The organism is Cedecea sp. Ae19-4, from assembly GCF_059801165.1.
Genome location: NZ_JBCHWG010000001.1, coordinates 1,053,571 through 1,065,856 on the forward strand (window position 1 = coordinate 1,053,571; position 12,286 = coordinate 1,065,856).

The 12,286-nt window shown below is 53.3% G+C and carries 15 protein-coding genes; 8 read left to right on the forward strand and 7 right to left on the reverse strand.

Annotated elements, in window-relative coordinates:
* Positions 1-38: 38 nt before the first annotated feature.
* Positions 39-866 carry an NAD(+) synthase gene (gene nadE, locus AAIE02_RS05055; protein WP_008456608.1) on the reverse strand — a complete coding sequence of 276 codons (828 nt, stop codon included), beginning with the start codon at positions 864-866 and terminating at the stop codon, positions 39-41.
* 267 nt (positions 867-1,133) lie between these two features.
* Between nadE and osmE the strand changes: the two genes are divergently transcribed.
* Entirely contained in the window at positions 1,134-1,475 is a 342-nt protein-coding gene (gene osmE, locus AAIE02_RS05060; protein ID WP_008456607.1) for an osmotically-inducible lipoprotein OsmE, read from the forward strand.
* A gap of 151 nt (positions 1,476-1,626) precedes the next feature.
* Entirely contained in the window at positions 1,627-1,863 is a 237-nt protein-coding gene (gene cedA, locus AAIE02_RS05065; RefSeq protein WP_008456606.1) for a cell division activator CedA, read from the forward strand.
* Positions 1,864-1,908: 45 nt separating this feature from the next.
* On the opposite strand, the gene AAIE02_RS05070 is transcribed toward cedA, so the two are convergent.
* The 3 genes from AAIE02_RS05070 to hxpB all read right to left on the reverse strand — a co-directional run bounded on the left by AAIE02_RS05070 (position 1,909) and on the right by hxpB (position 4,813).
* Positions 1,909-3,300 carry an L-cystine transporter gene (locus tag AAIE02_RS05070; RefSeq protein WP_336982557.1) on the reverse strand — a complete coding sequence of 464 codons (1,392 nt, stop codon included), beginning with the start codon at positions 3,298-3,300 and terminating at the stop codon, positions 1,909-1,911.
* 132 nt (positions 3,301-3,432) lie between these two features.
* The gene (locus AAIE02_RS05075; RefSeq protein ID WP_008456602.1) at positions 3,433-4,023 is read right to left on the reverse strand and encodes a metal-dependent hydrolase; all 591 of its coding nucleotides are present in this window, start codon (positions 4,021-4,023) and stop codon (positions 3,433-3,435) included.
* Positions 4,024-4,144: 121 nt separating this feature from the next.
* Entirely contained in the window at positions 4,145-4,813 is a 669-nt protein-coding gene (gene hxpB, locus AAIE02_RS05080) for a hexitol phosphatase HxpB (RefSeq protein WP_008456600.1), read from the reverse strand.
* Positions 4,814-4,981: 168 nt separating this feature from the next.
* Between hxpB and AAIE02_RS05085 the strand changes: the two genes are divergently transcribed.
* Positions 4,982-5,518, forward strand: a complete 537-nt coding sequence (locus tag AAIE02_RS05085) for a YniB family protein (protein WP_166874878.1) — start codon at positions 4,982-4,984, stop codon at positions 5,516-5,518.
* 36 nt (positions 5,519-5,554) lie between these two features.
* Here the strand turns inward: AAIE02_RS05085 and AAIE02_RS05090 are convergent, their stop codons facing one another.
* The 3 genes from AAIE02_RS05090 to pfkB form a co-directional block, all read right to left on the reverse strand.
* The gene (locus tag AAIE02_RS05090; protein WP_166874875.1) at positions 5,555-6,415 is read right to left on the reverse strand and encodes a fructosamine kinase family protein; all 861 of its coding nucleotides are present in this window, start codon (positions 6,413-6,415) and stop codon (positions 5,555-5,557) included.
* A 98-nt stretch (positions 6,416-6,513) separates the two neighbouring features.
* On the reverse strand, positions 6,514-6,795 hold the full coding sequence (ghoS, locus tag AAIE02_RS05095; RefSeq protein ID WP_008456593.1) for a type V toxin-antitoxin system endoribonuclease antitoxin GhoS: 282 nt from the start codon (positions 6,793-6,795) through the stop codon (positions 6,514-6,516).
* A 99-nt stretch (positions 6,796-6,894) separates the two neighbouring features.
* The gene (pfkB, locus tag AAIE02_RS05100; protein WP_336982563.1) at positions 6,895-7,824 is read right to left on the reverse strand and encodes a 6-phosphofructokinase II; all 930 of its coding nucleotides are present in this window, start codon (positions 7,822-7,824) and stop codon (positions 6,895-6,897) included.
* Between the two features lie 291 nt (positions 7,825-8,115).
* Between pfkB and AAIE02_RS05105 the strand changes: the two genes are divergently transcribed.
* The 5 genes from AAIE02_RS05105 (at position 8,116) to rpmI (ending at position 12,274) form a co-directional block, all read left to right on the forward strand.
* Positions 8,116-8,874: a DUF481 domain-containing protein gene (locus AAIE02_RS05105; RefSeq protein WP_008456590.1), complete on the forward strand. Its 759-nt coding sequence runs from the start codon at positions 8,116-8,118 to the stop codon at positions 8,872-8,874.
* A 124-nt stretch (positions 8,875-8,998) separates the two neighbouring features.
* A complete protein-coding gene (locus AAIE02_RS05110; protein ID WP_008456587.1) occupies positions 8,999-9,253 on the forward strand; it encodes a hypothetical protein in 255 nt (84 codons plus the stop codon).
* Positions 9,254-9,510: 257 nt separating this feature from the next.
* A complete protein-coding gene (gene thrS / locus AAIE02_RS05115; protein WP_008456585.1) occupies positions 9,511-11,439 on the forward strand; it encodes a threonine--tRNA ligase in 1,929 nt (642 codons plus the stop codon).
* A 3-nt stretch (positions 11,440-11,442) separates the two neighbouring features.
* Entirely contained in the window at positions 11,443-11,985 is a 543-nt protein-coding gene (infC, locus tag AAIE02_RS05120; RefSeq protein ID WP_071530481.1) for a translation initiation factor IF-3, read from the forward strand.
* A gap of 91 nt (positions 11,986-12,076) precedes the next feature.
* The gene (gene rpmI, locus AAIE02_RS05125) at positions 12,077-12,274 is read left to right on the forward strand and encodes a 50S ribosomal protein L35 (protein WP_006118955.1); all 198 of its coding nucleotides are present in this window, start codon (positions 12,077-12,079) and stop codon (positions 12,272-12,274) included.
* Positions 12,275-12,286 lie beyond the last annotated feature (12 nt).

A 12,286-nucleotide genomic window follows, 5' to 3' on the forward strand; every position in this document is an offset into this window, starting at 1 on the left:
CGCCGCCCTGAAAAATGCTAATGCAAAGTTGTTTCTGACTATTTTTTCCAGAAATCATCAAACACGGTAATCGGCGGACGGCGTTTGTGTTCCGTTTTCAGATACCAGCCTTCGATGATTTTTGCGGTTTCAGCCGGTACGGTTTTGCCTTCCAGATAATCGTCAATTTGCACGTAGGTTACGCCGAGGGCCGCTTCATCCGGCAGAGAAGGGCGATCGTCTTCGAGATCGGCTGTCGGGGCCTTCAGGTACAAATGTTCCGGGCAGCCGAGCGTTTTCAGCAGCAGTTTGCCCTGGCGTTTGTTGAGGCGGAAAAGAGGATTAATGTCGGTGCCGCCGTCGCCATACTTGGTGAAGAATCCGGTTACGGCTTCCGCGGCATGGTCAGTCCCCACGACGACGCCTTTGGTCATCCCGGCGATGCTGTACTGCGCTTTCATGCGCTCGCGGGCTTTTTCATTGCCACGAACAAAATCGCTCAGCTCGATTCCCGCTTCGCGCAGAGCCTGCTCGCTGGCAAGCACGGCGCCCTTGATGTTCACCGTTAACACGCGATCCGGCTGGATAAACGCAATGGCATCCTGGCAATCCTGCTCGTCGGCCTGTACGCCAAACGGCAAGCGCACGGCGATAAACTGATAGCTGTCGTCGCCGCTTTCTTCACGCAGTTCGCTGATAGCTAGCTGGCAGAGTTTGCCCGCCAGAGTGGAGTCCTGGCCGCCGCTTATCCCCAGCACCAGAGATTTAATAAACGGGTAGGTTTTAAGGTACGTTTTCAGAAAATCAACGCTGACGCGGATCTCTTCGCTGGCGTCGATCTGTGGCTTGACGCCCAGTGCCTGAATAATCTCTTGTTGCAGAGCCATTTAACCCCTCCAATAAGCTGTACCCGCAACGCGCAGGCCGCAAAATTTAACTGTCCTAAAACTTACCCTGTTGCGCTGAAAACGACAAGGCTCAAAGGCTTACCCGGCCTGCAGACGGCGAGTTTTTCTGCAAACCAGACAGGATCCTTATGAATACTCTTATTGTCCGAATTTTCACGCATTAAGGGTAACGAGTTGAAAAATGTTCTTTTATATTCCAGGCTTATCTAACACGCAGGATCAATACATTCATTGATGAGGATAATTATGAATAATAAATTTGCAGGATTTTTAGGCGCGGCAGCGGTAATGACTATGCTGGCAGGGTGTACCGCTTACGATCGCACCAAAGATCTGGTGACTGAGCCGGTGGTGAAAGATGTGAAAAAAGGCATGACTCGTGCCCAGGTTCAGCAGATTGCGGGTAAACCGTCTTCCGAAATCACCATGATCCACGCCAAAGGGACCTGCCAGACCTATATTCTGGGCCAGCGTAACGGTAAAGCTGAAACCTACTTTGTCGCGCTGGATGACACCGGTCGCGTGATGAATTCGGGCTACCAGACCTGCGCTGAATACGACACCGATCCGCAGGCACCTAAAGCCTAAGCTAGCACGCCGTAAAGGACCCGGCTGCAGTCTCTGCGCCGGGCTTTTTTTTGCCTTACGGGCGGAGACAGAGAAGAGGGGGCGACGAGGAAGGGTGAGATCCGCTATCATGGTGAGGTTGTTCACTAATTCAGTTCCAATCCCGTTGCCTATGAAACCACTGCGCCAACCGAATACACGCCCAATCATTACCTACACGCCCCGCGTGGAGCCAGCTCCGCCTTCTCATGCGTGGCGAGTAGACGGGTTCAAAGATGTCTATCTGCTGCGCGGGCAGTATGTAGCGTTTGTTTTACTGGGTGATGCCTTCCGCCAGTCGCCGCCGTTTACTTTGCCCGAGTCGGCACAGCGCTGGGCGAAACAGGTTCGGCAGGAAAACGAAGTATAAAAAAAGGCCGCTAGTGATAGCGGCCTTTTTGTTTTTCAGTTCAGATTAACGGTGGGCTAATTCCACTTCATCGTCGCTGTTCAGAATCTCTTTGTCGGTCTGCTTCATCAACTGGCTGGTAATGGTCCCGGCGGTCATCGACCCGCTAACGTTCAGGGCGGTACGGCCCATATCAATCAGCGGTTCAACGGAAATCAGCAGCGCGACCAGCGTGACCGGCAGCCCCATCGCGGGCAGCACAATCAGCGCAGCGAAGGTTGCACCACCGCCCACGCCGGCTACGCCTGCGGAGCTAACGGTCACAATCCCTACCAGCGTCGCAATCCAGACAGGATCCAGCGGGTTAATCCCTACGGTCGGAGCCACCATCACGGCAAGCATTGCCGGGTAGAGACCTGCACAGCCGTTCTGGCCGATGGTTGCACCGAAGGAGGCAGAGAAGCTGGCGATAGATTCTGGCACGCCAAGACGGCGGGTTTGCGCTTCCACGTTCAGTGGAATACTCGCTGCGCTGGAGCGGCTGGTGAACGCGAAGGTCAGCACCGGCCAGACTTTGCGAAAGTATTTCACCGGGCTAACGCCGTTGAAAGCCAGCAGAACGGCGTGAACGCCAAACATAATTGCCAGGCCAAGGTAAGACGCCACCACGAAGCTGCCCAGCTTGATGATGTCCTGCAGGTTTGAGCCCGCCACTACTTTGGTCATCAGCGCCAGCACGCCGTATGGCGTCAGCTGCATGACCAGGCGAACCAGCTTCATGACCCAGCTTTGCAGGGTGTCGATAGCCACCAGTACGCGCTCACCTTTAGGGGCATCATCTTTCAGCAGCTTCAGCGCTGCGACGCCCAGGAAGGCGGCAAAAATCACCACGCTGATGATAGACGTCGGGCTGGCACCGGTCAGGTCAGCAAACGGGTTTTTCGGCACGAAGGAGAGAATCAGCTGCGGGACGGTCAGGTCAGCCACTTTACCAATGTAGTTGGATTGAATCGCCGCCAGACGAGCGTTTTCTGCATTGCCCTGCACCAGGCCTTCAGCGGTCAGGCCAAACAGATTGGTGACCAGCACCCCGACCAGCGCGGCAATCAGCGTGGTAAACAGCAGTGTACCGATAGACAGAACGCTGATTTTCCCCAGCGAAGATGCATTATGCAGTTTGGCGACGGCACTCAGAATTGAGGCGAAGACCAGCGGCATAACAATCATCTGCAGCAGCTGCACATAGCCGTTACCGACAACATTAAACCACTGAATGGAATCTTTCAGCACCGCGCTGTCGGAACCATAAATGGTGTGCAACGCCAGGCCAAAGATCACGCCCAGTACCAGACCTGCCAGCACTTTTTTGGCAAGGCTCCATTGCTTGTGGCGAGTTTGCGCCAGCAGCAATAGCAATACAACGAACACCACAATGTTCGCTACCAGTGGAAAATTCATCCCCGTATCTCCTGATTTATTGTCACGCGGCCGCGCAGGGGCGACCGTTATGTTGCAAAGCGTAACAGATGGCAGGGCGTTGGCTTATATTCAAAAGGAATTGATTATTACCAAATGAATGATATTGGCTGTTTAACGCTCAGACTGGTGAGTTATAAAGCTATTAAAGGTGGTTTGCAGCGAATTTATCATCTGCGAAGACCAGCGTACTGCACCGTTTTCGGGCAGGCCCTGGGGCATCCAAACCGCAAAACCAAACAGCGCCATGCACAGGGCGCGCTCAAGCTGATTGCCTTTTTGTGGGCGAACGATGGGGAAACGGAAACGCCAGCGGCACGGCCACAATAGCGGCACCCCGGCAGGCGTTAGCATGTCGGCAAGGATATGGCTGAGGTAACCCAGCACCATACCCTGCAGCGCATCGGCCGGAATGACCCAGCTTTCCGGTACCTTGAGGTAAAACAGTGCCAGCCCGGCGAACACCACAAACAGGCTATGGGTAAACCCCCGGTGGCCGCACATTCGCGCCACCGGTTTTGAGATCCAGCTTAGCCGCTGGCCCAGAAAGGATTTTGGGTGGTCAATATCCGGCAACAGGCAGGTCAGAATCGCGGACGGCACAATATGCCACCAGTCACCCTGGGCGAGGACGGGCGTCAGTTCGGCGTTTTTGGCAAAAACTGCGCAGGCAATAGAAAAGAGCAGGTGGCCTTCCGCCGTCATGATACAACCTGAATGAAGAAACTGTCGATTCATCCAGTATAGGGTTTTTGTACAGTATTCGGAAGAGGTGACGGTGTAACATTTTGTCAGGAAGATGGGCGGCCTGAGCCGCCCGACAGGTTTAGCCTTTCAAGCTTGTTTCCGTTAGCTGAACCAGAGAAGGAAGTTTGACGTCCGCCAGGCACCAGCGTGGGTCCGCAAAGTTCTCCTCGGCAGGCACCACAATGGAGCGCATCCTCGCCGCTTTAGTAGCGATCATACCGTTGACGGAGTCTTCGAGCGTCACGCAGGAGAGCGGATCGATCCCCAGCTTCGCGGCCGCATCGAGATACACTTGTGGATGCGGCTTGCTGTAAGGCAGATGTTCAGCGGAGGCAATAGCGTCGAAGTCCTGGCGCAGGTCGAACATTTCAAGCACCTTTTCCAGCATGTGCAGCGGAGACGCAGAGGCCAGACCAACCTTCAGGCCCAGCGTTTTGCAAAGCTTCACCGCTTCAATAACGCCAGGCAGCAGCGGGCGCTGTTCCTCAACCAACGCAATAGCACGTTCGATAACGCGCGCGGTCACTTCCTCACGGGATGGTCCGGTCCACGGCTGGCGTGAATACCAAAGTTCAACCACCAGGTCGATGCGTAATCCCAGCGTGTCGGGCAGTTCGTGACGACGCGTAATATCGACGCCGATGCTCTCCAGCACGTCCAGCTCCGCACGATCCCAAAGCGGTTCGGAATCTATCAGTAGCCCATCCATATCAAAAATTGCTGCGAGGATTTGGCGCGTTTCGGCCATAAAATGACTCCTTTCTGTTCGTCAAAATAAAATGTTTGTGTATCTTTAGCCGGAAACAAAGCTCGAAGCTACCGCTTTTGCGAATTTAGCCCGCAAAGCTCAGGCGAAATAGCGCCACACAGGGTAGACTTTGAGCGTATAACGTTACGTCCTAATAAAGGGGAGTACATGACGTATCAACAAGCTGGACGCATTGCGATTTTAAAGCGCGTGGCGGGCTGGATTATTTTTATCCCGGCGCTTCTGTCGACGGTAATTTCCATCCTGAAATTTATGTATCAGCACAGCGAAAAACAGCCGGGCATTGACGCCGTAATGATGGATTTCGCCCACGTGATGATTGAGATGATGCGGTTCAATACGCCGTTCCTGAATCTCTTCTGGTACAACTCGCCGCTGCCGGATTTTAACGGCCAGGTGAACGTCTTCTTCTGGCTAATATTTGCGCTGATTTTTATCGGTCTGGCGCTGCAGGACTCCGGGGCCCGCATGAGCCGTCAGGCAAAATTCCTGCGCGAGGGCGTGCAGGATCAGCTGATTCTTGAACAGGCCAAAGGGCCGGAGGGACTCAGCAAAGCGCAGCTCGATGCAAAAGTGGTTGTGCCACATCACACGATCTTACTGCAGATTTTTCCGCTTTATGTCCTGCCGGTGATTGTCATCGTGGTGGGCTATTTCTTCTTCAAGCTGCTCGGCTTTTTATAAAATAACGGGCCACGCCGTTCAGGCGCGGCCTGCTTTTTACGCCGCTAATACTTTCTCCAGCGCTTTTTGCGCCGTCACCAGGTGCTGCCCGCCGAACAGAATCGCCCGGTTAAGCAGGGTATAAAGTTGGTAAATGGGTTGGCGGTCGAGGAAGCCCGCCGGAAGAGGAGAGACGGACTGATAGCCGTCGTAAATTTGCGGCGGCTGGTCGTTGTGCAGCGGCAGCATGGCCAGGTCGCATTCCCGGTCACCCCAATAGCAGGCGGGGTCGTAAATAAAGGGCCCGTCAGGCCCGAGGGCGCAGTTGCCCGACCAGAGATCGCCGTGCAACAGGGAAGGCTGAGGCTGATGCGAGGCCAGCGCCTGCTGGACAAAATCAACGATCAAATCAATATCGCCATAGTCGATGCCTTTTTCCGCCGCCATTTCCAACTGCCAGCCAATGCGCTGCTCGGCAAAGAAGGTCGACCAGCGTCGCTGCCAGGCGTTGGGCTGCGGGGTGGTGGAGAGATCGTTGTCGAAGTCCAGACCGAACTGCGGCTGATCGCTCCATTGATGAAGCCGGGCCAACTGCTGACCGAGGAGAAACGCGTTATGGGCATCGAGGGGTTTAGAAGGCAGATACTCCAGCAGCAAGAAGCTGTAATCTCTGTCGCTGCCGAGCGCCCAGACCTTGGGTACTCTGACGGTTTTACTGCGCGACAGGAGCTCTAGCTGATCGGCTTCTGCCGTGAAGATGGGCAGCATTTCGCGTTCGTCACACTTGACGAAAATCTCGTGGCCCGCATAACGAATATGCCATGCCGCGTGAATTTCGCCGCCGGGTAGCTCAGTGCGCTGTTCAATCTCTGCTTCGCCTAACTGCTCGCTTAACAAATGACGGATGGCTTGCCACATGACTTTTCTCCCCAGGTTGGCTGGTAGACACTGCAATCAATAGCTTATCGCCGTTTGCCGGGCAAAAACACGCGCTGACGCACAACCCCGGCCAGTACTTACTTTTGTTTCTGCCAGGCTTCCCAGCGGGTAACGACGACGTCAGGCTCCGTGCCAAGCGCTACGCTTCCCAGCCCTCTGGCCAACGCTGCAACTTCTTGTTCATCAAGCGGACTGATTAGCCCGAAGCTGCCCGGGCCAAGTTCGTGAATTTTGCCTTGATCATCGGTGAGCGTGAGGGTAAAACCGCCGCGCGTGAGCTGGTTGTTCAGCTCGTTGATGTCGGCCAGGCTTTGCTCTTCAAATTGCACCGTTATCAGATAGCGTTCAACTTCGCTCATAGTCACCCCGTTGTTATCCTGAAGGTTTTAGCATAGTTCATGCTGCCGGAATGGCGATATTCTCGCCCGGCGGCAGCCCGTTTATTCTGCAACGAAACGTTAGCCTCGTAGCCAGGCGTAGATCTTCTGCGTATTTTCCAGCGAGCAGAGGCGGGTGCCTTTGTTCAGCGTAGCGGCACTGCCGGCAGCCACGCCATAGCGAACGATATCCAGCAGAGGCGCGTTTTCCGCAAGCTTGAGCGTCATGGCGCCAACCATGCTGTCTCCGGCGCCGACGGTGCTTTGGCTTTTGACCGGCGGTGGCACAACGTGCACACACTCTTGTGTATCAACCGCCAGGGCTCCCTGGGCTCCCAGAGAAACCACGACGCGTTTTGCCTGGCCGCTGTCGACAAGGTGCTGCGCGGCGGCTCGCACATCGTCCGGCTGCGTAAGTTCGCGCTGAACTAAGGCGCTCAGCTCTTTTTGGTTTGGCTTCACCAGTTCGATGTTGCCTAACGCGAGTGTGGCTTTCAGTGCCTCTCCTGAGCTGTCCACGATGCAGCGTATGCCTTTCTCCTGAGCCATTTTTACCAGGCGGCAGAGCTTTTTGAGATCAACGCCCGGCGGCAGGCTCCCGCTGATCGCCAGAATATCGCCGGAATGAAGGGCAAGGGCTTTTTGTTCCAGGTGCAGGAATTCATCCTCCGTCAGGGCGGCTCCAGGCATAACGAATCGATATTGTTCGCCGGTAGATTCGGTATGTACGTGCAGGTTCTGGCGAGTCCAGTCTTTCGCTTCCACGGTGTCCACGGTGACATGCTCTTCAAGCAGCAGATCGCGAAGGTGCTGGCCAGTCGCGCCGCCAACCGGAAATATCGCCGTGGCGTGTCCCCCCAAATGGACAATGGCACGGGCAACGTTTATACCGCCGCCGCCGGGTTCAAAGATGGGCGAGGTGCAGCGAAGTTTCCCTTCAGGATAGATTTGCGCCGTGACGGTGGCGCTGTCGAGGGAAGGGGCGAGGGTGAGTGTAAAAATAGCGGTCATGTCTCCTCCTTTTTTAGCCATTGTCCTAAAGCGTAGCACCGAAGCGGGAAGTGAAATGTTAATTAAAATCATGATTTATCGAATGATTATCCAAAAACCATAACCTTCGTATCCTTATGAAAATAAAGATATTTTAAGAGCTCTCTTATACAAAAAATGAAACAAGAATCCATTGCTATGTTATTGCGGAGTTTTTATAATTTGTAACCTTTCCGGGGCGGCTTCGATTTGATCCCGAGGAAAGATTCCGGAACCTTAATGGTTTCTTTTTTGTGTTGTACGGATTAATAAATGAAGCTTTTAAAGACAGTGCCGGTTGCGCTTTTACTCACCGGTGGAGCGTTCTTTAGCCATTTCGCAGTGGCAGATGACTCAGTATTTACTGTCATGGATGACCCGACTACCGCGAAGAAACCCTTCGAAGGTAATCTGAATGCAGGCTATCTTGCGCAGGCAGGCAATACCAAAAGTTCCAACTTGACTGCAAACACCAATATGACCTGGTACAATACGGCTACCGCCTGGTCAATTTGGGGTACCGCCAGCAACACCTCTTCCAACGATGTGCGCTCTTCCGAGAAATACTCAGCGGGTGGGCGTGGTCGTTACAACATGACTGACTATGACTATCTGTTTGGTCAGGCCAGCTGGTTGACTGACCGATACAACGGCTACCATGCGCGCGATGTCTTCACTGCGGGTTATGGTCGCCAGTTGCTGAACGGTCCAGTTCACAGTCTGCGTGTGGAATTCGGTCCAGGTGTGCGTTATGACGAATTTACCGATGGTAAAAACGAGACTCAGGCGCTGGGCTATGCGTCTGCGACTTATAACTGGCAGCTGACCGACAACGCTAAGTTTATTCAGGGCGTGTCCGTGCTGGGCAGTGACGACACCACGGTGAACTCCGAAACGGCGCTGGATGTGGCTATCAGTGAGCACTTTGGCCTGAAAGTAGGCTATAACGTGACCTGGAACTCCGATCCGCCGTCTACTGCACCAAACCATACCGACAGACGTACGCAAATTACGCTCGGGTATAAAATGTAAGATTAAGAAGCCGGACAATATCCGGCTTTGTTTTTTCCTCGTGCGCCCACTCTTCGTTTTTTCCTATCCTTTTGAGAACCAAAACCACCTGGCAAAACGCATCGCGCCCTGAGAATAATCGTGCATGACTATCTATCGCGTACGAGTGGGGTTTCATAACCCTTCAGCCCTGACCTTCAGGCAGCTTGATGAAATTCTGGAGCCGCAGCGATTCTGGCGCACTGAGTCCGGCGGTGGGACTTTTCGCTATTTTATGGAATACGAATATGAGTCGGAACTGAGAGACCTTTGTGCGGTGTGCGACCTGGCTTACTCCCAGGCTTGTAAGGTAAAAAAATGCCCGCTGGTGCTGGTGGAAGAGAAAGACAAAGCGGCATAACGCGCCTTGAAAAGGGTGGGCGACGGCCTTATTTATCAAGCTCGTTCACGGCAACAAGGGATGTATTCCCCTTCCTGTTAGTGTTACCATCTGCGATTCAGGTGAGATGGCAGTGATGCCATTTTCATTTGTACACCAGACTGCGTACCAATTCGGCGATTGTTGGTCAAATGGTTACGCAACGAGTTGTTCTAAATCCAATTTCTCTACTGTATGTGATCTTTCGTGTGGGTCACCACTGCAGATAAGGACTTAACATGCCTGTTATTACTCTTCCTGATGGCAGCCAACGCCATTACGACAAACCCGTTAGCCCAATGGACGTTGCGCTGGACATCGGTCCAGGTCTTGCCAAAGCGTGTATCGCTGGCCGCGTAGACGGTGAACTGGTTGATGCTTCCGATATTATCGAAAACGACGCGAAGCTCGCCATTATCACCGCTAAAGACGAAGCGGGTCTGGAAATTCTTCGCCACTCTTGTGCTCACCTGCTCGGTCATGCCATCAAGCAGCTGTGGCCGCACACTAAAATGGCGATCGGCCCGGTTATCGACAACGGTTTCTACTACGACGTTGATCTGGACCACACCCTGACGCAGGAAGATCTTGAGCTGCTCGAGAAGCGTATGCACGAGCTGGCCGAGAAAGATTACGACGTTATCAAGAAAAAGGTGAGCTGGCAGGAAGCGCGTGAGACTTTCGTCAACCGCGGCGAAAACTACAAAGTTGCCATTCTTGATGAAAACATCAGCCATGATGACAAACCAGGTTTGTATCATCATGAAGAATACGTGGATATGTGCCGCGGGCCACATGTGCCAAACATGCGTTTCTGCCATCACTTCAAGCTGCAGAAAACCTCCGGTGCATACTGGCGCGGTGACAGCAACAACAAGATGCTGCAGCGTATCTACGGCACTGCCTGGGCGGACAAAAAGCAGCTGAATGCTTATCTGCAGCGTCTGGAAGAAGCATCCAAGCGCGATCACCGCAAAATCGGCAAGCAGCTTGACCTGTACCATATGCAGGAAGAAGCGCCGGGTATGGTGTTCTGGCACAACGACGGCTGGACGATTTTCCGCGAGCTGGAAGTGTTCGTCCGTTCCAAGCTGAAAGAGTACCAGTACCAGGAAGTGAAAGGTCCGTTCATGATGGACCGCGTCCTGTGGGAAAAAACGGGCCACTGGGATAACTACAAAGACGCGATGTTCACCACTTCTTCCGAGAACCGTGAATACTGCATCAAACCGATGAACTGCCCGGGCCACGTGCAGATCTTCAACCAGGGCCTGAAGTCCTACCGCGACCTGCCGCTGCGTATGGCGGAATTTGGTAGCTGCCACCGCAATGAGCCTTCGGGCGCGCTGCATGGCCTGATGCGTGTTCGCGGCTTTACTCAGGACGACGCCCACATCTTCTGTACTGAAGAGCAGGTTCGCGATGAAGTAAACAGCTGTATCCGCATGGTCTACGACATGTACAGCACCTTCGGTTTCGAGAAAATCGTGGTGAAACTGTCTACCCGTCCGGAAAAACGCATCGGCAGTGACGAAATGTGGGATCGCGCGGAAGCGGATCTGGCTGTTGCATTGCAGGAAAACAATATCCCGTTTGACTATCAGCCGGGTGAAGGTGCATTCTACGGCCCGAAAATTGAGTTCACGCTGTATGACTGCCTGGATCGTGCCTGGCAGTGCGGTACCGTTCAGCTTGACTTCTCCCTGCCAACCCGCTTGAACGCCTCCTATATTGGCGAAAATAACGAGCGTTTGGTGCCGGTAATGATTCACCGCGCCATTTTAGGTTCAATGGAACGCTTTATCGGTATTCTGACCGAAGAGTTTGCTGGTTTCTTCCCAACCTGGCTTGCTCCGGTGCAGGCGGTGGTGATGAATATCACCGACGGCCAGGCAGAATACGTTAACGAATTGACTCGTAAACTCCAAAATGCGGGCATTCGCGTAAAAGCAGACTTGAGAAATGAGAAGATAGGCTTTAAAATCCGTGAACACACGTTACGTCGTGTCCCTTATATGCTGGTTTGTGGCGATAAAGAGGTCGAAGCAGGCAAAGTTGCCGTTCGTACCCGCCGCGGCAAAGACCTGGGGAGCATGGACGTCAACGAATTGATTGAAAAGCTGCAGCAAGAAATTCGCAGCCGCAATCTTCATCAACTGGAGGAATAAAGTATTAAAGGCGGAAAAAGAGTTCAACCGGCGCGTCCTAATCGCATTAACAGAGAGATTCGTGCCACTGAGGTTCGTCTGACCGGTATTGATGGCGAGCAGATTGGTATTGTCAGTCTGAATGAAGCTTTAGAAAAAGCCGAAGAGGCTGGGGTTGATTTAGTAGAAATCAGTCCAAACGCCGAGCCGCCTGTTTGCCGCATCATGGACTACGGCAAGTTCCTCTACGAGAAAAGCAAATCTTCTAAGGAACAGAAGAAGAAGCAAAAAGTTATTCAGGTTAAGGAAATTAAATTCCGACCTGGTACCGATGATGGCGACTATCAGGTAAAACTCCGCAGCCTGGTTCGCTTTCTGGAAGACGGAGACAAAGCCAAAATCACCCTGCGTTTCCGTGGGCGTGAAATGGCACACCAACAGATTGGTATGGAAGTGCTTAACCGCGTCCGTGACGATCTGAGTGAACTGGCAGTGGTCGAATCCTTCCCAACGAAGATCGAAGGCCGCCAGATGATCATGGTGCTTGCTCCGAAGAAGAAACAGTAAGGCCATCAAGTAACAGACCGCGGGGCTTAGGCCTCGCGGGTTTTGTTCGCCTACTGGTTCGTTTTATTAACAATGCGAAGTGGAAATTGAAATGCCAAAGATCAAAACAGTACGCGGCGCCGCTAAGCGCTTCAAAAAGACTGCTTCTGGCGGTTTTAAGCGTAAGCACGCTAACCTGCGTCACATTCTGACTAAAAAGTCTACCAAACGTAAACGTCATCTGCGTCCGAAAGGCATGGTCTCCAAAGGGGATCTGGGCCTGGTTGTCGCTTGCCTGCCGTACGCATAAGTAAACTTTTTT

Bases quoted from the DNA above. Each gene is read 5' to 3' on its own strand.
- pfkB (WP_336982563.1), bottom strand. From the start codon at position 7,824: ATGACCGCTATTTTTACACTCACCCTCGCCCCTTCCCTCGACAGCGCC.
- nadE (WP_008456608.1), bottom strand. From the start codon at position 866: ATGGCTCTGCAACAAGAGATTATTCAGGCACTGGGCGTCAAGCCACAG.
- AAIE02_RS05090 (WP_166874875.1), bottom strand. From the start codon at position 6,415: ATGTGGCAAGCCATCCGTCATTTGTTAAGCGAGCAGTTAGGCGAAGCA.
- AAIE02_RS05070 (WP_336982557.1), bottom strand. From the start codon at position 3,300: ATGAATTTTCCACTGGTAGCGAACATTGTGGTGTTCGTTGTATTGCTA.
- ghoS (WP_008456593.1), bottom strand. From the start codon at position 6,795: ATGAGCGAAGTTGAACGCTATCTGATAACGGTGCAATTTGAAGAGCAA.
- thrS (WP_008456585.1), top strand. From the start codon at position 9,511: ATGCCTGTTATTACTCTTCCTGATGGCAGCCAACGCCATTACGACAAA.
- AAIE02_RS05075 (WP_008456602.1), bottom strand. From the start codon at position 4,023: ATGACGGCGGAAGGCCACCTGCTCTTTTCTATTGCCTGCGCAGTTTTT.
- rpmI (WP_006118955.1), top strand. From the start codon at position 12,077: ATGCCAAAGATCAAAACAGTACGCGGCGCCGCTAAGCGCTTCAAAAAG.
- AAIE02_RS05105 (WP_008456590.1), top strand. From the start codon at position 8,116: ATGAAGCTTTTAAAGACAGTGCCGGTTGCGCTTTTACTCACCGGTGGA.
- hxpB (WP_008456600.1), bottom strand. From the start codon at position 4,813: ATGGCCGAAACGCGCCAAATCCTCGCAGCAATTTTTGATATGGATGGG.
- cedA (WP_008456606.1), top strand. From the start codon at position 1,627: ATGAAACCACTGCGCCAACCGAATACACGCCCAATCATTACCTACACG.
- AAIE02_RS05085 (WP_166874878.1), top strand. From the start codon at position 4,982: ATGACGTATCAACAAGCTGGACGCATTGCGATTTTAAAGCGCGTGGCG.
- AAIE02_RS05110 (WP_008456587.1), top strand. From the start codon at position 8,999: ATGACTATCTATCGCGTACGAGTGGGGTTTCATAACCCTTCAGCCCTG.
- osmE (WP_008456607.1), top strand. From the start codon at position 1,134: ATGAATAATAAATTTGCAGGATTTTTAGGCGCGGCAGCGGTAATGACT.